Raw genomic sequence first — 24,092 nt, forward strand, 5'->3', positions numbered from 1 at the left:
ACAGTGACAGAAAAACTGCACAGCGTAGCTAAAAATTAAAAAGACGTGACTATGAATACAGCATTACACAATATTTTTCGCACCGATTTTATGCCACACGGACATTGTTACCTATGGAAACCAGAAATCCTTTGGTTGAATGTCGTGTCCGATGTGCTCATTGCTTTGGCTTATTTTTCTATACCGGGGGCACTGTATTATTTTGTGATAAAACGCAATGACCTTGAATTTCGCGGTGTGTTTGTGCTGTTTTCGATGTTTATTGCACTTTGTGGAGTCACACACCTGATAAGCATTGTGGTCATCTGGAACGGGGCTTATGGCATTCACGGATTATCTAAATTAGTGACGGCCATTGTATCCTGTCTCACTGCGGTGACCGTGTATAAGAGCTTACCAGTTGCGTTGCGTATTCCCACTCAGTCTCAGATGCATGAAGCTTATCAGCAGGCACATGAAGAAAAACTAAAAAACGTAGAGCTGCGCTTTCAGCAACAACAGGACGAAGCGTTGATGGACGCGGCAAATGCGGCCAATTTTGGGGTTATGGTGGTCACACCCGAAGGGATGATTTCTTTAGCAAATGAATCTGCATCCCGGATTTTGGGAGCTTCTATTACGCAGATTGAAGGGGGGCAACTGAAGCGATTTGTCACTACTGATATTAACTTTGACAGCCTCAAAGAAGCACTTTTTAGTGGTGAAAAGTCACGTGTTGTGGTGGAGGCCGATACCCGGCCTATAAACGACGTTCCGTCATTACCGGTAGAAGTGGCCTTTACCTTGAGTAATAAGACGGATGAAAAAACACTTTTTGTGTCAATTCAGGATACTTCGTTACGCAAGGAGGCAGAGCAAATACTGCGTGACAATCAGGAATTTATGGCAAGGGTGATTGACGCTTCATTAACCGGTAAATACATCATTAATGCCTCTGATTTTTCGTTTGAATTCGTCAACAGTAGTTTCAGTGAAATGACCGGCTATGATGCGAATGTCATTAGTGCATCAGATACACCGCTATTGCTGCAGTGGTGCGTGCCAGAAGATCGTCAGCGCCTGACTGAGCATCTTAAACAGATCTGTGCATCGGAACCGGACATTGCGACGACTAAAAAGTGTGAATTTAGTCTGATGCTTGATGATGGCAAGCAAATCAATGTGTTATCAAAAAATACAGTGTTTGAGCGTGATCACAATGGGACAGTAAGTAAGATAATTGGCAGCGTGTTGGATATAACCGACATGAAACAATATCAAATGACGTTGATGGAGCTTAAAGAACAGGCCGAGCGAGCTAACGATGCCAAAAGTGAGTTTCTGGCCAACATGAGTCATGAAATCAGAACCCCCATGAATGCCATCATGGGGCTGTCTCAACTACTGGCAGAGCGCCCTTTACCCGTCAAAGATCTGGAATATGTACGCAAAATTAAAAGCTCAACCTATTCGCTGCTCAATATTCTCAATGACATTTTGGATTATTCCAAAATGGAAGCCGGTAAATTGCAGATAGTGCAGGAGCCATTTCGGTTAACACAAATTATTGAGGACGTTACCGGATTGTTCACCATTACGGCAGAGCAAAAAGATGTCGAATTGATTGTGGATTTTCCCTATACCCACGACCCCATGTTTATTGGTGACAGTATGCGCTTGTCGCAAATTTTAAGTAACCTGTTGGGTAATGCTGTTAAATTCACAGAACAAGGGCATGTTAAGTTAAGCATTGTGATCAATGAGGTGGCTGAGAAACCGGGTACCGCCAGTGTGCAATTTGAGGTGACAGATACTGGCATTGGTATCAGCGAAACGGCCATCAAAGAACTCTTTCAGTCGTTTACTCAGGCAGACACCTCGATTAACCGAAAATTTGGTGGTACCGGCCTTGGACTGTCTATTTGTGCTGGTCTGCTGAAGTTAATGGACAGTTCTCTTTCGGTCGCCAGTGAGCCAGGCGTGGGCAGTACTTTCAGCTTTACATTGCTGCTGGGCGTAGCCGAGCAACCACAATTGCCGGTATTTTCAGCTCACTATAAAACCCTGGTGGTTGATGATAACAGCGATAATCGCCTGGCGTTAACCCGGGTCCTGGACAGTTGGCAGTTTGACAATGACCAGGCGGCCTCTGCGCAAGATGCTCTGGCACTGTTAAAAGCCTCCATAGCCGAAGGGAAACCCTATAATCTTATTCTGGTGGACTGGAAAATGCCTGATACGGACGGGATCAGTTTTATCCATACAATCCAGTCTGATTTGCATTATCGCGAAGCGCTAAAAGGTGCGGTTATCTTGCTGATCACCGGGTTTGCCCGAGATTTACACCAGTCAATATTGGACACCGTTGCCATTGATGCCGTTGTGGAAAAGCCATTTATTGCATCGCGCTTGTACGATACGATCATATCACTTTCTGATGATCCGGCTTTGGCGACTAAAGAACAGAATGAAGCCACTTTACTGCGTCAACAGTACGCCAACGCGGCAGTTATGTTGGTTGAAGATAATGAGACCAATCAATTGGTGGCCACAGAATTCCTTGAAAAGTTCAGTATCAGGCCGGTTGTGGCGAATGACGGACAGGAGGCTGTGGATCTTTACGCGCAAAATCCCCATTTCGATTTAATCCTGATGGATTTGCAAATGCCTCGACTGGACGGATATTCAGCGACTCAAAAAATCCGGCAATTGCCACATGGCGAGGGTGTGCCCATAGTCGCGATGTCTGCGGCGGTCATGAAGGCAGACCTCAAAAAAGTCGAAAACGCCGGATTAAATGCACATATTCCAAAGCCTATTGAGTTAGGCCGGTTAGAGTCTGTATTGGCACAATTCTTATCGCCCTCAGGAAACATTGACATCAAAAAAAGTAACGAGGCCACGAAAGAGCAACATATCTCAATCGTTGATGAATCAGAGCGTCTGAATATCGACGAGGCCTTAGAACGTGTTGGTAATGATCCAGGGTTGCTGTTGGATCTAATTCGTTCTACCTGTCGGGTACAGGTGGATGCCCCGAAGACGCTAAAAAGGCTGTTTGAATCTGGCGAGTTAGCAGAGCTCAAACGTTTGATACATACACTGGCCAGCGGTCTAAAAATGGTGGGTGCTGTCAAGGGGGCCGAGCTTGCTTATCAGGCTGAGGAGCAGATGATCCAGGGACAGATACCTGATGATTTAGAGCATTTAAAGTCGGAAGTTTCGCTGGATCTCACAGCACTTAATCAGATTTTGGACAATGCTCAACGTCTCAGTGATGACCAAAATTCGACACTACCCGCCACCTCCGAATCCGTGCAGCAGGTACTGGATATCTTATTGCAGCATTACAAGCGAAATCAGCGTATCAAATCAGCGGATTTAAAAGAGTACCTGGTAGTATTAAGTGCTTATTTTGATAAGGAAGAGATTAAGGCATTGCGAAATAATATTGAAAGCTATCAATTTGCAGATGCCTGCGAAAAATTGCGGAAATTTCAGGATAAACTCATCGAATGATAGCCAGGCAACGCCAATAACTTAGAGATGTCGTGTTATACCTTTGTCTTATTTTCGAATTCATTCATTCTGGTATCGTTGCAAGACAACAAGGGGTAAATCTTGGTGATATCTTAGAATGAATGTTAAAAATGCAAGTCTGTTGCTGGTGGACGATGACCCGACGGTGTTAGGGTATATGTGTAATATCCTTGAAGAGCAATACAGGATCACTTGCTCGGAAAATGCCGCAGATGCGCTGGTTATTGCCTCTTCCGATAATCAACCTGATATCATTTTAATGGACGTCAATTTGCCGGATATGTCCGGGTACGATGTTTGTAACGCACTAAAAAATATTGATGTAACGCGGGACATACCGGTCATACTGGTTTCCGGGCGCAATGAAGATGTGGATTTCGCCTACGGGTTTGACATGGGGGCCGTAGACTTTGTGCCAAAACCTATCAATTCAACTGTACTGTCCGTCAGAGTTCGCAATCATGTTCGCTTACTCAGAAAAACCCAGGCGTTAAAAGCACTTGCTCACACCGACCCCTTAACCAAAATCGCCAATCGCCGACGGTACAACGAAGCCCTGATTGAAGAATGGCGTCGTTCAATGCGCTCTAAAAGTGCTATGTCGTTAATTATTATCGATATCGATGATTTTAAGCTCTACAACGACAATTTCGGGCATGGTAAGGGAGACGATGTATTAGTGCAGTTTGGTGAAATCCTGCGCTATTGCTGCAAACGCAATTCAGATTTGCCTGCCAGAGTTGGCGGAGAAGAGTTTGTCGCACTATTGCCGGATACGGATGAACAGGGCGCTAAACAAATTATCGAAAAAATCATGAAGGAGTTACAGGATGCAGCAATTCCGCATCCCTATTCTACAGTGTCCGATGTGATTACGGTCAGTTGCGGAATTGTGACGGATTATCCGGTTAAAGGCGAAGTGCCGGAATCTATGTTCAGCCGGGCGGATCAGGCTTTGTATCGCGCTAAAAACAACGGTAAAAACCGATTTTTGTTTTGTGACAACAACAATGAGGTGGCTCAATGAGTTCGGTATATGCTTCTATCTCAGCGCATATTATTGATGACGATTATCCCATCAGCGACTTATTGGCTCAGATGCTGCGAAATTTTGGATTTAACCGGATAGTGAAAAGCCACTCTATTCGGGAAGCAACCGAGCTGCACGGTGACAGTGTTTGTGACGTTTTTTTCATCGACATTGAGCTGAGCGACGGAAATGGCCTGGATTTAATTGCTCAGGTTAACGAGCGCTATCCTCTGGCCAAAGTGATTGTGTTTTCCGGTCACACAACTCCTCAAAATGTAAAACGGGCCTCTACTTTGGAAATCAATGGCTTTTTAGTAAAACCCTTTAGTTTGAACAGTTTAGCGCGTGTTCTGCACCACAGTGATTTGGTCGCAGCCGTCGCCTGAGTAACCCGAGGTGTGCAAACTTGTTGAAAAGTCATTGTAACCCAAAGTGATAAAACTCCCGGCCTAAAGTGGTAAATCACCCAGCCGTTGCTATCTTTTGATCAACGCCCTTGAATTGCTTTCGCGACGGTATAAGAACCGCGCGACAACAACTGTACTCAGGACATTAATCGGGGAGAGTGATTTTGGAATTGCTCTTAGATCCTACCGTGTGGTTAGCATTTTTAACGCTGACTGCTCTGGAGATCATTTTAGGTATCGACAATATTATTTTTATTTCTGTGCTGGTTGCACGCCTGCCGCATTCGCAACAAGCCAGAGCGCGCATTATTGGTTTGTCGCTGGCGCTGATTTTGCGCGTGTTACTGCTATTTGCACTTGCCTGGATTATGCGGCTTAACGATCCCATCTTCACCTTGTTGGGCAATGAGATATCCATTCGGGATCTTATTTTGATCGGTGGTGGCTTGTTTTTATTACTCAAGGCTACCATTGAATTACACGCTGAAACGGAAACCCGTGACCAGAAACTGGGGATTGCAACTGTGAGTTTCGGCTTCATCATCGCTCAAATTGCTATCATTGACATCGTATTTTCTCTGGACTCAGTGATTACAGCGGTCGGCATGGTAAAAGATATAGAAGTGATGATTGCTGCAGTCATTGTGGCCATGTTGGTTATGATGGTAGCGGCAAAAAGCATCAGCGATATCATTCATCAACATCCCACTTTGAAGGTGCTGGCCCTGAGCTTTCTGGTGTTGATTGGCACCGCGCTGGTGGCTGACGGATTGGGCTTTGACATTCCAAAAGGCTATCTGTATTTCGCGATGGTATTTTCGCTGTTGGTGGAAGTTATCAATATTCGGGCGAGAAAAGCACTGACCAGAAAAAACCTGGTAACACCATTAACTGATGAGGAAAAATACCCCGGCAGCAATAATTAACCGGTAATGTGACTTATGAACGCCGTGCATCGTCTACACTTTAGTTTAATATCAGGATTTTATAGGCAAAAACTGTGGCGAATCTGGATACACTGATCTGGTGTGGTATTTTTTTCTGCTTGTCGCAATCAGCCATGTTTTCGGGTTTGAATTTGGCTTTTTTCAGTTTGAGCAGATTACAACTGGAAGTGGAAGTAGGGCAAGGCAATCAGGCGGCTGCACGTATTTTGCAATTGCGGGAAGACTCCAATTTTCTGCTTTCCACCATTTTGTGGGGCAACGTGGGTATCAATGTATTACTTACCTTGTTGTCTGATTCGGTTATGGCCGGTGTGGTGGCGTTCGCATTTTCAACCATTTTTATCACGCTGTTTGGCGAGATTATCCCGCAAGCCTATTTTTCCCGAAATGCCCTGAAAATGGCGTCGTTCCTCTCTCCGGTGTTGCGAATTTATCAGTTTTTACTTTATCCGGTTGCCCGACCTTCTGCCAAAGTGCTGGACGCCTGGCTGGGCAAGGAAGGGATTGATTACATGCGAGAACGAGATTTAAAAAATGTCATTCGCAAACACGTGGAATCTGAAGAAGCCGAAGTTGACAGACTGGAAGGAATAGGGGCTGTTAACTTTCTGACCATCGATGATATCAGCGTTAACCAGGAAGGGGAGTTTTTAGATCCCAGGTCCATTATTCGTTTACCCACTAAAGTGGACTTTCCGCAGTTTCCGACTATCACTCGCAGCGCTGACGATGAGATTCTGCGACAGATTAACGCCAGTGGTAAAAAATGGGTGGTTTTAGCCAATGAGCAAGGCGAACCCTTGCTGGTTGCTGACGCTGATGGCCTGTTAAGAGCCGCGGTGTTTGATACATCACAGGAATTTGATATCTATCACTATTGTTATCGCCCGTTGATTGTACGTGATCCAAAAACCAATTTAGGCGATATTCTGTTACATCTAAAATCAGCCGATTCGTTGGACCCGGATCATGACGGGAATATCGAAATAGATGTGGTGCTGGTTTGGACCAATAAACCCCGAATTATTACTGGTGCAGATATTCTGGGTAGATTGTTAAAAGGGACACATGCATCTGAACATGCGCCTTCGAATTCTGATCCGGAAGCAACGAAGGCCACTAACACTGTTGATTATATGTAGGTTGATATGCTCAGAATCTTTTTGTTTTTAGCGGTTAATATGGCTGTGATAGCAGTGATAAGTGTTACTTTTCAACTGCTTGGTTTTGAAGGGTTGCTGGCTCAAAATGGCATCGATCTGAACCTGCAGGCATTATTGGTTTATGCTGGTATTATCGGATTTGGCGGCGCGATTATTTCATTACTTTTGTCCAAATGGATGGCGATTAAAACCATGCGGGTTGAGGTATTTTCCACGCCTGCCAATCAAACCGAACGTTGGTTATTGGCCAGAGTGGCCGAACACTCAGCACAGTGTGGTATCAGGACGCCCGATGTGGGCATCTTCGACAGTGCCTCACCTAACGCCTTCGCAACGGGGTGGAATCGCAACAGTGCGCTGGTAGCGGTCAGCACCGGTCTGTTACAGCACATGGACAGTGATGAAGTCGATGCGGTATTGGCTCATGAAGTCAGCCATATTGCGAATGGTGATATGGTCACCATGACGCTATTGCAGGGCGTAGTGAATACCTTTGTGATCTTTATTTCCCGAGTGATTGGCCACACCGTTGACAGACTGGTATTTAAAGTTGAGCGAGGGCACGGTCCGGCATTCTGGATAGTGTCTATTATCGCTGAACTCATTATTGGATTTTTAGCGTCGATGTTGGTGATGTGGTTTTCCCGATATCGGGAATTCAGAGCCGACGCCGGTGCTGCCCGGCTCGTCGGAAACCGCAAGATGATTGCAGCACTGGAAAGATTACGTCAATTCCAGCACCAGAGCAGTATGCCAGATGAAATGGTGGCTTTTGCTATCAGCGCCGGTAAGCTGCATTCATTGTTAGCCAGCCATCCGCCACTGGAAAAACGCATCGAGGCGCTACGCTAGCGGCGGTATAACCTGGGGCTTGAACTTTGCAAAATTGTACCGCAAAGATCAGCAGCCCCTAATCAGGCTGTGCGTTCTTCTTTTTGAACGGGTTCTTCCGGGCAGGGTTCAGGTTCGGTTTTGTCGTTCTTGTCGGTAACCTTGCCAATGACCTTCCAGCGGCTGCGGGGGTTAATAATACAGGGACGGGTCAGGATCAGATTGTTGGGGTAGATAATCACTTCGCGATCATCGGTAACAATCTTGGTGTTAAACAGATTTACATCGGCAATATATCCTTCCATGTAATTGTCTGCGTCCATGATCCTGACAAAATTACCGCGTCGAAAAGCATTGTGAAAAAGCAAAACGAAATAGGCGGTAATATTACTTAACAGGGACCAACTGGCAAACATTGCCACACCGGTTAAGGTCAGAATTGAGGTGGACAGTATCAGCAGACCACCGAAATCAACGCCCCAAACCACCAAAAGAGCCGCTACCGTAACGATACCCACCAATAGCTTAACCGTATGGAAGGCTTTCTTGGTGGCCTCGGCTTTAAATTTGCTCTTATCCACAAAAAATTTAATTCTGGGAAGTGCCAGGCGTGTTACCACCAGGTAACTGACCAGAACCACCAGTGACCACACCAGATTGGAGAAATAAAGAGTACTCCAGTCTAAAAATCGAGCCAATAAATTATCCATTCTTTGAGTTACTCTGCAGGTTGTCGATCTTCAAGGTAAGTTTATCCGGTTTTTTCAGTAATATCACAGGTCGGTGTTAAGGCCAACCTGGTTGTTTAGTGCCGCCAGCATAGATAATACCAAACTGGGCAAAATAAAAGGATAGGGGGCAAAGACTAAATGTCACGCTAAAGTGAGTAAATTTCAGCCAATACAGGCAAACACAATCGTTAAAGAAATAATCATCAAAGGTCCGGAGCCACCGAATTCCGCCACGTAATTGGCAATACTTTCAATGACGAACGGTTCTGGTTCAATCAAGTCGCCATCAGGCATCCCTAACATGGTGCTCGCCAAACTCTCAAAATATTCCATCGTGATCATTGTTCCGTCGGGATAAGGCCTTAACTGGCCTGTGCCAACTGAAACTTGTCCAATGCTCGATAGTAACACATCTTAACAGTACTGATATTCAGGTCCAGACAGTTGGCGATTTCCGGTAACTGCAAATCTTCTATAAAGCGAAAGCTTAGTACGTTGCGCTCCTGAACCGAGAGTTTGTCGATCAACTGAGTAAACAAACATTCATCGGCTACATTGAAGACCGGTGTAAATTCAGGCTCATCCAATGTGTCACCCAGGTCATCCTGATAATCCATACGGCCGCGTTGTTGGTAGTGCGTTGCACAGACATTAGCGGCAATACTGTATAACCAACTCTTAACGCTGGAACGGCCTTCGAATTTAGAAAAGCCCTGAATGGCTTTCAGCATGGTTTCCTGACAGGCTTCTTCAGCATCGTCAATATTGCGCAGATAGCGCTGACAATAGCGCAAAATTGCGGGACGTAACTCCTGGATTAATAAATAGAAATCGGTTCTGACCAGTTTAAATGGTTGTGCAGTTGTAGAAGCTGCCTGACTGTTTTCTATCACACTAAAGGTTTGCATGGTTTAAAGTATCGTGTTTATTTGCTGCAAACCTTAAGGTGTCAATATTAAATGAAACTTAAGGTGAATTGAGTATTTGTTTTATTTCGCAGGTGAGCAGGTCGATATCTATGGGCTTAGTTAACACCCGCTGTACATCTTGCAAAGCCTGATGGGTGATACGACTTTCTGTGTAGCCGGTTAACAGTATGGCGGGAATTGCTTTGTTGAATTTACGTCTAATCTGCTTAACGACTTGAACGCCATCCTGTTCAAAACTCAGTTTTTTATCGGTAAGAATCAGATCTGGTTGAAAATGACGTTGCTCCATCTCCGCGCAGGCCTGCTCCAGGTGACTGCTGCCCAGGGGGTTAAAGTCTGCCATTGTGAGTAATAAGGTCATGCTTTCCTGTAAAATTGGGTCGTCTTCCAGATAGAGGATGTTGTATTTGGCAGTGGGTTGCGTTTGTATCAAGGGTACTGACGAAGGCAATTGTGGTTCAAAGTCGGCGCGACTTCTGCTCAACGTTAATCGAAACTCAGTGCCCTGACCTGGCTCAGAGTGGATCGTTACCGGGATCCGAAGGGTTTCACATAGCGCCTTAACGATAGACAAACCCAGTCCGAAACCGTCATTTTCCAATGAAGACTCCAGTTGATAAAAAGGGTCAAATATCATCTTTTGCTGTTCGGCTAAAATTCCCGGACCGGTATCAAACACAACCAATTGCACGTGCTTGTCCTGGGGTTGTAATCGAATTCCGATGCTTCCATGTTGGGTATATTTAATGGCATTGGACAACAGGTTTCTCAAAATCTGCAATAACAACTTCTTGTCTGAATAGATTTGTATCTCACGCTTTTCAAAGGTCAGTGTTAACTGATTACCGGCCGCCAGATCATGAAAGTCGTTTTCAAGCGTGCTGAATAGCTCAGCAACTGCAAAATTCGTCATGTCGGGTTGAATAATACCCTGGGTTAACCGGTCCAGATTCAACAAGGTTTTCATCACCTCATCCATATCTTCAATTAGGTGTGTCATGCGGGATAATAGCGCCAGACTGTTGGGTTGTTGAATTTGCTTTTTTAGCAATCCCGTCAGGTTCTGGATTTGTTGCAGGGGTTGTCTTAAATCGTGACTGGTGGCAGATAGAAAACGATTTTTTACCCGTAACGCCTGTTCAGATTGCAGCCGGATTTCCAGTGCTTCCGCGGTTTTCTCTGTCAACTGTCGGGTTATTGCTTCCTGAATGGAAATACTTTGCCAGGCCAGTAAGAAAGCTTCACTAATTATTGTAAGAGCAGCTTCTTGTGGTTCTGTTGGAAACGCAACCGGAGCATTATTTTTGCTGAAATAGAAGTACAACCAACCAGCTGAAGACGAATGCCTGCTGAGTGGCAGGATAGCCACAAACGTATCCCCGGGATTGGCGGTAAACCCCGGCATCTGAAGTAACTCAGCGCTATGCTGGTCTATAGCCATCAGGTTGCGGCTTGCTAACTGTGCCGCTAGTGGCTGTATTAAATCCGACTGAGACGTATCAGTAATTTGAATATCTACATGGTCTGTATTGCCAATGTCGCTAAAGGCATCAACAGCTAGCGCTAGTAGCGTTTTACTGTCTCTGGCATAGGTGAAATGGTGTATCCAATGGCTAATATTGAGCATGTTTACCTTAGATTGCAGGACATCGTCAGCGTGTCAACGAGACACAGGTGGATTTAACCTTGCCATAAATGTTAAGCATCAGGCTGCAGGTCCAGTACTACCGTGACCTTAAGCCCGCCTAACTGTGATCTGGATAATGATAAATGACCCGAATGCAATGTTGCAACCCGGTGCGCTATCGCTAACCCTAATCCGCTGCTCTTTTGCTTTCCATCACTGGATTTCTGAAAGGGAATCAAAACTTTTGCCAGATCTTTGTCGTCAATGCCTTTGCCACTGTCTTCAAAACTGAGCGTCAGGTTGCGGTTGTTGTTTTCAATTAAAAACCGTACCTGGCCTTTTTCCGGACAATGATTGAGACTATTTATAATCAGGTTATCCAGCAGGGCGGTGAATTGATCGCGGTGCATGGTTATTTTGGGAAGGTGCACTTCATCCAGGTTGGTGATAACGGTGATGGACTGGCGCTTGATAACTTGCGAGTGTTTTAATAATTGTTTGTGAAACAGCGCCAACAGGTCTTCACTGGCGTTTTCCGCGATATTACGTCGCCGGGTTAAACGCGAAAAGACCAAAAGCTGCTCTATCAGTCTGGTACTGCGATCAATGGCGAGCATGATATTGTTCAGGGCTTTGTCGCGCTGTTGCGGATCTGTGGTGCGCTGAGCTACCTGGGCTTGCAGACGCATTCCCGCCAATGGGGTACGCAACTCATGCGATGCGTCTGCACTAAAATTTTGCTCCTGCACAAGTCGTTCCGTTTCAAGGGCCAGGTGTGCGTCCAGTTGGGTGACTAAATCGGTTAACTGTCGGTGCTCGGTTTTTAGCTCTAACCGGGTGCTAAGACCTTGATTAATATTGCTAAATTGCGTGGTTAGTGCTGTCAGCTCACGCAATAGTTGGTGATACTTTAAGTACCGGTTTAGCAAAAACAAGCCTGCTAAAATGCCGGAAAGTCCGGTGAATACTATTGTTATTGTAGTGGTAGCCGAAGATGACGAAAAGGTGATACTGAGCAGCACAGTGGTAATCAGCAGTATTCCGGCTGCCACTGGCCAAAATTGCAGGAATTTAAGTCGCTTCATTCGATAACATAGCCCACGTTGCGAATGGTGGTTATCAAGGATTTACCCAGCTTTTTACGCAGCCCATGCATGTGCACTTCAATGGTATTACTCTCAATTTCCATATTCCAGCCGTAGAGTTTGTCTTCTATCTGCGATTTAGACAGAATTCGCCCCTGGTTTTCCATCAGTACTCTGAGAATGGCAAATTCACGTGGACCTAATTTGATGTTTTCGCCATCTTTACTGACTTTAAGTCGTGACGGGTCCATGCTGATATTAGCGACTTCAATTACCGGTGTACTACGCCCCATGGCTCTGCGTTGCAATGCTCTTACTCTGGCGCGCAATTCATCCAGGTCAAAGGGCTTTACCAGATAATCGTCGGCACCGGTATCCAGCCCTTTAATCTTGTCTGATAACTCATCGTAAGCGGTTAAAATCAATACCGGTATTGGATTTTTCTTTGCTCGCAGACCGCGTAATATATCCAGTCCGGAACCATCGGGCAGACCCAAATCCAAAATAAGGAGATCGTAGGGGGTAGTGCTTAATGCGGCTTCAGCTGCGGATTTTGTCTCCAGCCAGTCAACCGCATATTCATCCAGTTGCAGGCCGGCCACCAGACCATCGCCGATGATACCATCATCTTCTACCACTAATATTCTCATGTTGGTTGTGCCTGTCTGCAGCCGGGAGCCTGTTAATCAAAAGCTATTTTGTGACATTAATCTTAAATGAAAATTAAGGCGAGGGGAGCTTTTGTTGCAAAAAGCCTGAAACAAAAAAGCCGCCATGCAAGAGGTGGCGGCTTTTGTGAAATCTTGATGCCGTTTAAGCGGCCAGACTGGAGGATGCCATAAAGCGTTTGATTTTGGCCATCGCGGTAGATTCAATCTGACGAACTCGCTCAGCGCTGATGTTGTATCGTTGCGCCAGGTCTTCCAGTTTTAACTGTGCATCTTCGTGATGCAGCCAGCGTGACTCAATAATGTCCCGACTGCGTTCGTCCAGTTGCTTTAATGCCAGTGACAACTGCGTAGTCTGTTGTTTTTGTTGCACATTATCCACATGCACTTTTTCCGGTGCCTGACTCGTATCCGCTAACAGGGCACTGGTGACGGTTGATGGGTCGTAGTCATCATGATTTTGTTCACCTGTGGTGTTTTCAAAATACACGTCACTGTGTTGCAGGTTGGTTTCCACCATACGCACTTCAGCTTCGTTGACACCCAGTTCCTTTGCAACATTGGCCACTTCATCTTCCGTCAGCCACGCCAGTTTCGATTTGAACTTGCGCAAGCCGAAAAATAATTTTTTGGTCGCCTTGGTGGTAGCAACCTTAACCATGCGCCAGTTTTTCAGCACGTAATCATGAATTTCGGATTTGATCCAGTACACCGCAAACGAAGCCAGACGTACACCATAAGACATATCAAAGCGTTTCACTGACTTCATCAGGCCAACGTTACCTTCCTGGACAATGTCTTCCATAGGCAAACCGTAGCCACGATAACTGTTGGCGATGTGCACCACGAATCGCAGATGCGACAGAATTAACTGTTTTGCTGCATCTAAATCATCTTCCAGTTTAAAACGTTTTAACAACTCGGTTTCTTGCTCTTCGTTTAACATAGGAATAGAGCGAGCATAATTAACAAATGTCTGGTAACTACTAACCTGACTTAGTTGCTTGGAATCATTCGTTAATGCCATAATATCCATTGAATTTCCTCGTTATTCTCAGCGTCTGATTGTGGCGACTTGTCGCGCCAAAATGCCTGTCTTCCTACTTAGATAGTGTTGCGCGCAACTAATTCAATAGCTTTTTTTAATTTTTTTTAGCGCATCATTTCAGGTCGTATTTCTCGTCGGTTTGTATCCCACTGATGGGATTCATTGTCCGATGGCAGGGTGTAGTAGAGCACGTGCTCGGTTATCTGTTGCTGTAACCCCTGGGCTCTGTCGGTGGGGCAAAACAACGAGATTGTCAGTGCTAAATAGCCAAATTCGCCGGTTTCTATGCTTACCGTGGGGTCTATTTCGATAAATTCGTTTTCCAGGTGCCTTTCGATGAGGTCCTTGTAACGCAAGGCTACATCGCGAAACGGGATACAAAGCTCTCTGGCGAAGCGTTTGATTTCAGCTAATTGTCTCAGTACATGCTGCCGGGGCTCAAAGGTGAGCGTAAAGCTATGCATATTGTAGCGACGCATAAAGTTCAGGTTGCGAAGCGTTTTGGAAATCAGCTGATTATTGGGCACATAGACGGTTTTCCCGGTATAAACCAAGGCATCCGGATCCACTTCCAGCAAGGTGACTTTGATCCAGTCGATGGAATATACCTCACCCGTGGTCGCTCCCTGAATTTCTATCCAGTCACCAATTCGAAAGGGGCGGGTGAAAATATAGTACAAAAAACCTAACAGGCATTGTAAAAACTCCCTGATGGCCAGCACGATGGCAACCATAAATGCCGCTACCGAAATTGCCAGGTTTTGTACTTCACTGGACCAAACTAATACCAATGATGCGAACATCACACCATGGCTAAGCTGCTTTACGATATTGATGGAGTGACGGTAATCTTTGCCCTTTTTCTGCCCTTTTTTGTGTAATTTATTCAGGGCCAATTTTCGAACAATCACCATTAAGGTGATGAGTATCAGGGAAGTAATACTTTTAAAAAGGATATCAGAACTTATGAGCTGCTGAAGTTCATCAATGGTCATGGTGGTCCGTGATTAACAAGTGATGACAGGGGACGGAAACGGAATTGGGGGCTGCGGTTGTATAACCGCAGCCCCGGCTTCGGGAAATTGCCTTGCGCAAAAACGGGGTTTTTTGCCTAGGCTCTGATTTGGCCGTTGCCGTTAACCAGATATTTTTCGGTTGTCAGTGCTTCCAGTCCCATTGGACCGTAGGCATGTAACTTGGTGGTGGCGATACCAATTTCAGCCCCCAGGCCTAACTGACCACCATCAGAAAAGCGCGAACTGGCATTAACCATCACAACCGACGCATCGACGATCTTCTGGAAAAGTTCTGCGTTTTTTGGGTTTTCAGTGCAAATTACTTCAGTGTGTTTACTGCCGAATTGGTCGATGTGATCAATGGCATCATGAATATCATCAACAATTCGAATCGCAATTTCTTTGGCCAGGTATTCTTCGCCGAATTCATCATTCGCGATTTTTTCAACGCCTTCCATATGTTCGAAATACGGATAACTGCGCTCGCAGGCATGGACCCTGATGTCGTTAACCCCACAATGAAGTTGTATTTGCGGCAGAATATCCTGAGCAATATCTTTGTGGATAAGCAACCCTTCTAATGCGTTACACACGCCGGGTCGCTGGGTTTTACCATTCAAAAACAGCGACACCGCCTTTTCGATTTCTGCGGACTCATCGACAAACAGATGGCATACCCCTTTGTAGTGCTGAATAACCGGCACTCTGCTGTTTTCAGTGACAAAACGGATCAGCCCCTCACCACCGCGAGGGATGATGACATCTAACAAATCGTCTTGCTGAATCAAATCCAGCATTAACTTGCGATCCGGATCGGTGATCAGCTTAATGGCATCAGCGGGTAAACCGTTGGAAATCAACATACTTTGCATGGCAGAAACAATCGCAAAACTGGTTTTAATCGCTTCCTTACCGCAGCGCAATACGATGGCGTTACCCGATTTAAAGCACAGTGCCGATGCTTCGGCCGCGACATTGGGACGTGCTTCGTAAATCATCCCGATGACACCCAGCGGAACCCGCACTTTATTAATTTCAAGGCCATTTTCGTGCTTGTTCAAAGGTCGCATTTTGCCTACCGGATCATCCAGTTTGGCCACATCTTCAATACTTTTAACAATGGCACTCAGGCGCTCTTTGTCTAAGGCCAGACGGTCCATCATCGCATCTGACAGGCCTTGCTCTTTGGCTAAAGCCAGATCTCTTTTGTTTTCTTCCAGAATTTTTTCTTCGTTTTGCTCAACGGCAAATGCCATCATTAACAGAACTTTATTTTTTTCTTCGGTGGTCAGCACCACCAGATGTTTTGCCGCTTTGGCGGTTTCTTGCAATTCTTTTCTGATATTCATATTACTCCTCCAGTAAGGTCATTTCCTTTTTGTTCAGAACCTGTCTGAACTCGTTATATTTGGCGCCTTTCAATTCCTGGTTGTTTTCGTTATTCACCAGAAACTGCAGCAAACAACTGCCTCGCTCGGCTTTGGCTTTGGCAATGTGCTCACCTTGTTCATTTTTCACAATGATGGTGTCACCGGCTGTGAACTCACCATTGACATCCACGATGTCTTTGTAGTCCAGATGGAACTTGCCACCTTCAGCCTCAGCAGCGGCATGCTCCGATATCACCAGCTCGCCGCGCGCCTTGGCACCATAGGTTAACCAATGCTGTTTTTTATCCAGCGGTGACGTGGCAGGGTGGAACAAGGTGCCAGGGTTATTCCCCTGCAATAGCTCGTTAAAGCCATTCTCGTCGTAGCCATTCATGATGACGGTTGGGATACCACGTTGCGTGGCTTTGCGCGCCGCTTCCAGTTTAGTGCGCATGCCGCCGGTTCCCACCCCCGAACCTGCGCCACCGGCCATTGCCATAAGCTCAGGGCTGATGCTGTTCACATCTTTGATCAACGTGGCATCCGGGTTATTGCGCGGGTCGGCATCATATAAACCCGTGACGTCTGAACAGATGATCAACGCATCGGCCGCGACAGCAGAAGCCACCATGGCTGATAAGTTGTCGTTGTCACCGACCTTGGAAACATCCGTTGTTACCGCGTCATTTTCGTTAACGATAGGTAAAATATCGTTGTTCAGCAGGTTTTCGATGGTTTCCCGAATACTCAGGAACCGTTCGTGCTGCTGAAAGTCGTATTGCGTCAGCAGCAACTGAGCAGTTGGAAAATCAAATAGCTTGTTCCAGGCGTCCATCATCTCAGTTTGGCCGGCTGCCGCCATGGCCTTTTTCAGAGTGACGCTACCGCACTTGTCTGGCGTGTCGGAAAATAAGGAACGGCCTGCCGCAACAGAGCCTGAAGACACCAGTACAACTTTTGTATCCATTAAGTGACAGCGTACAATGAAGTTGGCTATAGATAGTAAATAGCGTGAACTACAGCCATTGCCTTCAGGAGCAATGAGGGAGCTACCGACTTTAATTACAATTCTGTTTTTGTTGGAAATTCTCATTTTTACTCCTTAGTGATTTCGCGCTTCCAGCAACGAAACCGTTGTGTGAAAATCGTTGATTAGTTCTGCTCTGGGTGCTGACGTCATTTTACTAACTGTAATAATGGCAATGGTGGATGCAATGAATCCCGGGACTATTTCATATAGCCAGCCTGACAGATTGATACCAATCCAACTCTCGGGAATGGAAATCCACAGCAATACCGTAGTCGCACCGGTGATTATGCCGGCTAACGCACCTGCTTTTGTCATTTTGGGCCAGTAAAGTGACAGTATGACTAATGGACCAAATGCAGCCCCAAAGCCTGCCCAGGCGTTCCCGACCAGGCCTAAAACACTGTTATCGGGATTAAGGGCCAGCAGCGTTGCCACGACAGCAACAGCAAATACTGCAATACGGCTGAACAGTACACCTTGCTTTTCATCGGGTGACTGGTTCAGGAATATTTTGTACACATCCTCTGTTACTGAGCTGGACGACACCAGCAACTGAGAAGAAATCGTACTCATAATGGCCGCCAAAATGGCGGATAATAAAAAGCCACTAATTAAAGGGTGGAACAGCACTTCCGAAAACCGGATAAAAATGGTTTCCGGGTCCGCGAGTTGCAGTCCAAATTTTTGCACGTAGGCGATGCCGACAAACCCTGTAGCAACAGCACCCACCAGTGATACAAACATCCAACTGATACCAAAGCGTGTTGCCTGGCCTAAATCCACAACATTGCGGATCGCCATAAACCGCACAAGAATATGAGGTTGACCAAAATAACCCAGACCCCAGGCAAGGCTTGATAACAGCGCAAGTTTACCCACGTCCTCTATCAGTCCGTTTTCAGCCGCAATCCACTGGGTTGTGGTGTCCGCCATCGTACCCCAGTCGCTAAACTGCATGGCCGCTACGATTGGCACGGCAATCAGTGCCACAAACATGATGCTGCCCTGTACAAAGTCAGTCATGCTGACTGCCAGAAAGCCGCCTAATAAGGTATAAAGCACCACAATGCTGATGGTTGTAATAACACCGGCATAATGCGGCAGACCAAATACACTTTCGAATAACTTACCGCCCGCCACCAGGCCAGCAGAGGTGTACAAGGTAAAGAAGATAATCGCTATCAGGGCGGTTGTCAGACGCAGTGCGCCCTTCTTCTCACCAAAGCGTTTGGCAAAAAAGTCAGGTAGCGTAACGGCGTCATCAGCGACTTCGGTATAAACCCGCAATCTCGGTGCGACTAACATGTAGTTTAATAACGCGCCGGACAACAAACCAATAGCTATCCAGATGGTTTCGAAGCCCAACAGAAACATCGCACCTGGCAGCCCCATCAGCATCCAACCACTCATATCTGACGCCCCGGCGGACAACGCCGTTACCTTGGGACCGACATTTCGTCCACCCAGGATATAGCCTTTAACGTCATCAGTTGAATTTTTGAAGCCATATATGCCGATGCCCAACATGACAGCGGCATAACATGCCAGCGCGAATAAAAGATAGGGGTCCATGACCTTTCTCTCCGGTTATCTGAAAATTTAAAAGGTATAATTCTAATAGTTAGTATACAAAATATATGCCTAAAGTGCTATTGAGGCTTATTAGTGCGTTTTACATAAGTTATTACTGATTTTTAACGGGGTTTTATTTACCTGACAGGTGCATAAAAATGCTATAACACTATTTAATGTGTCAGATTTGTTAAATCGCAAAGTAATGAAACGATTTTTTAAATCTCAATGACTGTCTTCCGGGCTCAGGATTCATCCAACATCAGATGTTCCTGCCGATTTAACCTGTCTATTAACTGATCGTGACCCAATTGCAGTTGCGCGGTCATGTCAGATAAAACGTAACGCAGAAGTTTGTCCTGTTGCGGCGCGATGAGAGCGCGCAGCAAGGCGATGAATTGTCGGTGATATTTATTAGACTCCATCACCCACTGTGTGGTGGGGAGAGTGGGCAGCCGGCTCGCGCTGCTTTGGTACCAGTGCTCTATTTTTAGCAACTGCTGGTTTTGTTGTTTGTTAGTGGCGATGCGATTTTTTTCAAAGGGCGTGATAGATTCGCAAGCGCGGTACAGCACTTTTGCCAGTGCCTGCATTTGATGCTTCAACGCATGTGCTGAAGCCCGGCTTGCCGCCTTGAGATAGAAGTTTCTGATCAGCGTGCAGGAATCTTGCAACTGTTTAACGAATATAAATTCAGTATTGTTCTTTATATTTTCAGTCATCCACACTCTTCCTCTTGTATTTTCTGAACTTAACCTGAAGGCTTTCAAACTTCGCGCCAGTTTTTATGTTCAATATTTGCCCGATTTTTATCGGGTTTTGTAAAATTTGAACTGGTTCACAGGAAATATTTACTGATTACTGTGTAAATTTTACATTTCAGGCACCATTAAACCGTTTTGCAATCAGCTTTTTTGTTAAAAACAACGTACTATGTGCCAAAGGGGACAAAATTTAGTACGACGGCTAAATTTTCAGGAAAATAAAGCAAAGCTTATGCCCAAAGTGAAATAAAGTTTGCCTGGGCAGCTAACTCGGACAGGTATCGGTGAAAAGATGAATTCAGACGCGTTTGTAAGACCCAAATTGATGTATAACGTGGGCGAGTCTGCGTTCGCTGAACAATTAGTTCAGTCATCAGAGTTTAAATCCTTTATTCAGGTTAAAGTGGAGTCTCGCTCGGATTGGATCGAGCAATTAAAGCTGGATGAATATCAGCTGGTTATCTTGGATATTGAATCACAGCACGTTCAGGAACGTGAACTGAAAATCTGTTTGCAGGAAAGACTATTTGAAAATACTGAATTTATCTTCCTGAGTCATGGTTTGCCCAATCCGGTGATAGATGAACTTATGGCCCTTGGTGCTGGTTATCACTTCCGTGAGCCTATCGAATTAGACGCTGTGACCGAATGTCTGGCTGATATCGCTGAAGATTTCGAAGAGCAGGCCAGTAATATTTCACAAACCCGCACCAGTGACATCGATCAATTTGGCCTGCTGGCCGGCTCCTCAAAAGTTATGCGCAAGCTGTATCGCACGCTGCGCAAGGTGGCCAAAACTGACATTAATGTATTTGTTATGGGCGAAAGTGGTTCAGGCAAAGAGTTAGTGGCTAATACTGTGCATTTATTTAGTGAGCGAAGTGACGGACCTTTTGTGGCCGTGAATTGCGGAGCGATTAGCCCTGAATTAGTGGACAGTGAATTATTTGGCCACGTTAAAGGTGCGTTTACCGGCGCAGTTAAGGACCACAAAGGGGTTTTTGAACAGGCAGAAAACGGTACTTTATTTTTGGATGAAGTTACTGAAATGCCGTTGGAGCATCAGGTTAAGCTGCTGAGGGTATTGGAATCCGGTGAGTATCGCCCGGTTGGATCAACAACACTGAAACATGCCAGGGTCAGAGTTATTGCCGCGACAAACCGCGATCCTGCCAGAGCGGTTGAAGAAGAAATTTTCCGTGAGGATTTGTATTACCGGCTGGCTCAGTTTCCTGTGCAGGTGCCGCCATTGCGCAACAGGGACTCTGATCTTGTGGGATTGGCGAGGCACTTTCTGGCCTATCGAAACAGCCACGAGGGCGCGGATAAACAAATTTCAGTGGATGCCCTACAAAAGATTACGCAGCACCAGTGGCCCGGGAATGTGCGGGAATTAAAACATACTATTGAACGGGCATTTATTCTGGCGAACGATACAATTGAGCCCGAGCATATTGTGTTACAGCAAATGCAATCTCCTGAGCCTGTAGAAACCGACACCGTACCCACCGGCGTGCCACTGGAAGAACTGGAGAAGCAGGCAATTCTCAATACCCTGAAGGAAAATGATGGCAATAAAACGGAAACCGCCGAACAGTTGGGGGTGAGTGTCAAAACCCTGTATAACAAACTCGAAAAATATCAGGGTGACGCGGAGTAGGTATCCCTGATAAAGCTGCATACGAATTCATCTGATTTTATCTATTCCCCTGGCTAGACTCGGGTTCATTACCTTTGACACTGAGAAAAAATAGTAGTGAATTCACACTGGGGAACAAGGCTTCTGACGCTGATAATTTGCGCGGTGGCGTTGCAGGCAGATGCCGAAGCGCATAGCGAACGACTTAAATTGATCTTTGATACGCCTGATAAGCAACCGGCAGACTATCGTATCAATGTAGCGGGTAGTTTTAATGAGTGGCAAATGAATACTGCCTCTCAAATGATCTGGGATGATTCAGAAAAGCGCTATCAGTACTCAGTGCCAAAAGGTCAAAGTTACATCAGTTTCAACTACTATAAAAATGGTGATTTTCAGAATCCATTGGCCACCAGGTTTGGTAAACCCAATACCTGCGGGTTTATTCTGCCACCAGATACTCAATCCTCATTCAAACCTGATTTTTATGGTTGGGCGAAAGACCCATCGAAGACGCCGCCAGAAACCATCGTAGGCAAACTGATCACCTTGACGGATTTTCCCATGCCTGAACTGAATCGCAGTGGTGATATCTACATACATTTACCGAAATCTTACCAGGAATCTTCCAACAAGCGCTATCCAGTGGTTTACATGCTGGACGGACAAAACTTGTTTTCGGAATCCACAGCTTACAGTGATGAATGGCAGGTGGATGAAACCGTCAGTGCTGCTCAAATGGGCATCATAGTGGTGGGGATTGCTAATGGTCCTGAGCGATGGCAGGAGTACAACCCCTGGGATGCTGTTAACTACAGGGGAGAGAAGATAAAAGGGAAGGGTGAAAATACCATTGGCTTTATTGAAAAGTCATTGAAGCCCTACATTGACAGCACATACAGAACGTTAACGTCTGTAGATCATACTGCGCTGATGGGGAGTTCGTTGGGGGGATTAATGGCATTATATGCGGCCATAGAACACAGTCAGACCTTTGGCAAAGTTGCCGCATTTTCACCGTCCTTTTCCTTTGCCACCACTGAAGGGCAATTGTTTTTGATGCCGGTACAAAGTAACTTAATTAATGCCGCTAAAAAGGCTTCCCCAACACCGGGTTTAAAGCTTTATTTCGATGTGGGCGAAGTGGAGTACGGTTCTTTTATGTTACTGGATTCTTTGCACAACGCCTTGTTATCTGCGGGGTTTGATTCGTCCCAGTTGCATATGGTGCAAGATAAACTGGGCAGACATTGTGAATTGGATTGGTCAAAGCGTTTGCCCGGAGCACTACAGTGGTTGTTTCGCGAGTGACAGTTTGTTTAGAGCGTGTTGAACTGCAATAAAATTGTACAGCAAAGATCAACAGGCTCTGGTTAAACACCCTGCGCTATCATGGCTTCACCCAGGATTTTGAATGCCGCGATACTGGCTCCGCTGTGCAGATCTGGTTTTCCGTTTCTCTCAATAGCGTTGTCGGCGCACTGCCGATAGATGTTTTGCATGATGTCTTGCAGTTGTTCATCTATTGCATCGTAATCTAGTGGTGAAAACGTGGCATTCTGCGACATCTCAAGTGTGGATATGGCAACGCCCCCGGCGTTAGCTGCTTTGCCTGGAGCAAAATAGATGTCTTTGTCTTTTATCGCTTGCAGTGCTTCGTCAGTCAGGGCCATATTACTGCCCTCTACGATAACCTGACAGCCAGATTCATCCAGTTTCTCCAAATGCTCGAGGGTTAATTCATTTTGAGTAGCACATGGGATTGCGATATCGCAAGCCATTTGCCAGGCAGGGGAATCAGAGCGGTAATTTACATCAAACTCTTGCTCCGCACTTTCAAGCAGATTGTCGTGTTTATATTGGTTGTTCAGTAACCAATTGATTTGCTCTTCCGTGAAGCCTGATTCATTGGTGAGTAAACCTCGGCTGTTAGACAAGGTGATGACTTTGGCCTGCGCTTGAATTGCTTTAAGTGCTGCATGCAGCGCCACATTACCCGCACCCGAAATACAGACGGTTTTGCCTTCCAGTGTCAGCTCTTGCTCTTTAAGTAAACTCTGTAAAAAGTAAACAACGCCAAAACCTGTGGCTTCGGTACGCACATGACTGCCGCCAAAGTGACGGGATTTACCTGTAACCGCGCCTTCAAACTGGTTAACGATGCGTTTGTATTGCCCAAACAGATAGCCTATCTCTCTGAGACCGACATTAATGTCGCCCGCCGGTATGTCCCGGGCTGGGCCAATGTGTCGGTACAACTCCGTCATAAATGCCTGACAGAAGCGCAGGATTTCAGTATCGCTCTTGCCTTTTGGGGAAAAGTCCGCGCCACCTTTGGCACCGCCAATCGGCAGTCCGGTAAGGGCATTTTTGAAACTTTGCTCAAAAGCCAGTGCTTTTAAAGTATCAAGATTAACATCCGGGTGAAACCGCAAGCCCCCTTTGTAGGGACCAATCAAACTGCTGTGCTGAACCCGCCAGCCGGTGTTTATCTGGACTACGCCTTGATCATCCAGCCAGCTGACGTTGAATTCAATAATGCGTTCCGGTAAGGCCAGCCGCTCAAACACCTTGTGTCGTGTAAAACTATCGTTTTGCCCAAGAAAACCTCGTAGCGCAGAGGCTTCTTGTTTTAACACTGCCCCATAAGATGTTTGCGGATTACTGCTTCCGGTACGTTGTTCAATAAAGGTGTCGATACTATTCACTTTGACCT

Annotated in this window: 21 protein-coding genes; 8 read left to right on the forward strand and 13 right to left on the reverse strand. The window is 45.9% G+C overall.

From position 1 onward, the window contains the following. Positions 1 to 51: 51 nt before the first annotated feature. The 6 genes from AC0J20_RS06300 to htpX all read left to right on the forward strand — a co-directional run bounded on the left by AC0J20_RS06300 (position 52) and on the right by htpX (position 7,918). On the forward strand, positions 52 to 3,498 hold the full coding sequence (locus tag AC0J20_RS06300; protein WP_473021040.1) for a hybrid sensor histidine kinase/response regulator: 3,447 nt from the start codon (positions 52 to 54) through the stop codon (positions 3,496 to 3,498). A 118-nt stretch (positions 3,499 to 3,616) separates the two neighbouring features. After that, positions 3,617 to 4,546 (forward strand): GGDEF domain-containing response regulator, encoded by a 930-nt coding sequence (locus AC0J20_RS06305; RefSeq protein WP_473021041.1) that lies wholly within the window; start codon positions 3,617 to 3,619, stop codon positions 4,544 to 4,546. Next, on the forward strand, positions 4,543 to 4,935 hold the full coding sequence (locus AC0J20_RS06310) for a response regulator (protein ID WP_473021042.1): 393 nt from the start codon (positions 4,543 to 4,545) through the stop codon (positions 4,933 to 4,935). The genes AC0J20_RS06305 and AC0J20_RS06310 overlap by 4 nt, the downstream gene beginning before the upstream one ends. Before the next feature lie 179 nt (positions 4,936 to 5,114). Next, the gene (locus tag AC0J20_RS06315; protein WP_473021043.1) at positions 5,115 to 5,882 is read left to right on the forward strand and encodes a TerC family protein; all 768 of its coding nucleotides are present in this window, start codon (positions 5,115 to 5,117) and stop codon (positions 5,880 to 5,882) included. A gap of 74 nt (positions 5,883 to 5,956) precedes the next feature. Continuing rightward, on the forward strand, positions 5,957 to 7,045 hold the full coding sequence (locus tag AC0J20_RS06320) for a DUF21 domain-containing protein (RefSeq protein ID WP_339389292.1): 1,089 nt from the start codon (positions 5,957 to 5,959) through the stop codon (positions 7,043 to 7,045). Positions 7,046 to 7,051: 6 nt separating this feature from the next. After that, positions 7,052 to 7,918, forward strand: a complete 867-nt coding sequence (gene htpX, locus AC0J20_RS06325; protein WP_473021044.1) for a protease HtpX — start codon at positions 7,052 to 7,054, stop codon at positions 7,916 to 7,918. 62 nt (positions 7,919 to 7,980) lie between these two features. Here the strand turns inward: htpX and AC0J20_RS06330 are convergent, their stop codons facing one another. The 12 genes from AC0J20_RS06330 to AC0J20_RS06385 all read right to left on the reverse strand — a co-directional run bounded on the left by AC0J20_RS06330 (position 7,981) and on the right by AC0J20_RS06385 (position 19,695). Beyond that, positions 7,981 to 8,607, reverse strand: coding sequence for a mechanosensitive ion channel domain-containing protein (locus AC0J20_RS06330; protein WP_229530760.1), 627 nt, complete (start codon positions 8,605 to 8,607; stop codon positions 7,981 to 7,983). A gap of 183 nt (positions 8,608 to 8,790) precedes the next feature. Beyond that, positions 8,791 to 8,961 carry a hypothetical protein gene (locus AC0J20_RS06335; RefSeq protein WP_473021045.1) on the reverse strand — a complete coding sequence of 57 codons (171 nt, stop codon included), beginning with the start codon at positions 8,959 to 8,961 and terminating at the stop codon, positions 8,791 to 8,793. 29 nt (positions 8,962 to 8,990) lie between these two features. Beyond that, on the reverse strand, positions 8,991 to 9,536 hold the full coding sequence (locus tag AC0J20_RS06340; RefSeq protein ID WP_473021046.1) for an RNA polymerase sigma factor: 546 nt from the start codon (positions 9,534 to 9,536) through the stop codon (positions 8,991 to 8,993). Between the two features lie 58 nt (positions 9,537 to 9,594). Then, on the reverse strand, positions 9,595 to 11,184 hold the full coding sequence (locus tag AC0J20_RS06345; RefSeq protein WP_473021047.1) for an ATP-binding response regulator: 1,590 nt from the start codon (positions 11,182 to 11,184) through the stop codon (positions 9,595 to 9,597). Positions 11,185 to 11,255: 71 nt separating this feature from the next. Continuing rightward, positions 11,256 to 12,269 carry a sensor histidine kinase gene (locus AC0J20_RS06350; protein ID WP_473021048.1) on the reverse strand — a complete coding sequence of 338 codons (1,014 nt, stop codon included), beginning with the start codon at positions 12,267 to 12,269 and terminating at the stop codon, positions 11,256 to 11,258. Next, the gene (locus AC0J20_RS06355) at positions 12,266 to 12,919 is read right to left on the reverse strand and encodes a response regulator (RefSeq protein WP_229530765.1); all 654 of its coding nucleotides are present in this window, start codon (positions 12,917 to 12,919) and stop codon (positions 12,266 to 12,268) included. Before AC0J20_RS06355 ends, AC0J20_RS06350 begins: the two co-directional genes overlap by 4 nt. A 163-nt stretch (positions 12,920 to 13,082) precedes the next feature. Further along, positions 13,083 to 13,973 (reverse strand): RNA polymerase sigma factor RpoH, encoded by an 891-nt coding sequence (rpoH, locus tag AC0J20_RS06360; RefSeq protein WP_229530766.1) that lies wholly within the window; start codon positions 13,971 to 13,973, stop codon positions 13,083 to 13,085. A gap of 116 nt (positions 13,974 to 14,089) precedes the next feature. Further along, positions 14,090 to 14,980, reverse strand: a complete 891-nt coding sequence (locus AC0J20_RS06365; RefSeq protein WP_229530767.1) for a mechanosensitive ion channel family protein — start codon at positions 14,978 to 14,980, stop codon at positions 14,090 to 14,092. Positions 14,981 to 15,096: 116 nt separating this feature from the next. Beyond that, positions 15,097 to 16,350: a glutamate-5-semialdehyde dehydrogenase gene (locus AC0J20_RS06370; RefSeq protein ID WP_473021049.1), complete on the reverse strand. Its 1,254-nt coding sequence runs from the start codon at positions 16,348 to 16,350 to the stop codon at positions 15,097 to 15,099. Position 16,351: 1 nt separating this feature from the next. Further along, on the reverse strand, positions 16,352 to 17,464 hold the full coding sequence (gene proB, locus AC0J20_RS06375; protein ID WP_229530769.1) for a glutamate 5-kinase: 1,113 nt from the start codon (positions 17,462 to 17,464) through the stop codon (positions 16,352 to 16,354). Between the two features lie 9 nt (positions 17,465 to 17,473). After that, positions 17,474 to 18,973 carry a sodium/proline symporter PutP gene (gene putP / locus AC0J20_RS06380; RefSeq protein WP_473021050.1) on the reverse strand — a complete coding sequence of 500 codons (1,500 nt, stop codon included), beginning with the start codon at positions 18,971 to 18,973 and terminating at the stop codon, positions 17,474 to 17,476. Between the two features lie 245 nt (positions 18,974 to 19,218). Beyond that, complete coding sequence (locus tag AC0J20_RS06385; protein ID WP_473021051.1) at positions 19,219 to 19,695, reverse strand: hypothetical protein; 477 nt, start codon at positions 19,693 to 19,695, stop codon at positions 19,219 to 19,221. A 334-nt stretch (positions 19,696 to 20,029) separates the two neighbouring features. Between AC0J20_RS06385 and AC0J20_RS06390 the strand changes: the two genes are divergently transcribed. After that, positions 20,030 to 21,397, forward strand: coding sequence for a sigma-54 interaction domain-containing protein (locus AC0J20_RS06390; RefSeq protein ID WP_473021052.1), 1,368 nt, complete (start codon positions 20,030 to 20,032; stop codon positions 21,395 to 21,397). Positions 21,398 to 21,493: 96 nt separating this feature from the next. Continuing rightward, a complete protein-coding gene (locus tag AC0J20_RS06395; protein WP_473021053.1) occupies positions 21,494 to 22,687 on the forward strand; it encodes an alpha/beta hydrolase in 1,194 nt (397 codons plus the stop codon). Positions 22,688 to 22,749: 62 nt separating this feature from the next. Here the strand turns inward: AC0J20_RS06395 and gdhA are convergent, their stop codons facing one another. Then, on the reverse strand, positions 22,750 to 24,084 hold the full coding sequence (gene gdhA / locus AC0J20_RS06400; RefSeq protein WP_473021054.1) for an NADP-specific glutamate dehydrogenase: 1,335 nt from the start codon (positions 24,082 to 24,084) through the stop codon (positions 22,750 to 22,752). Positions 24,085 to 24,092: the final 8 nt, after the last annotated feature.

It is taken from the genome of Planctobacterium sp. R6 (genome assembly GCF_055755215.1).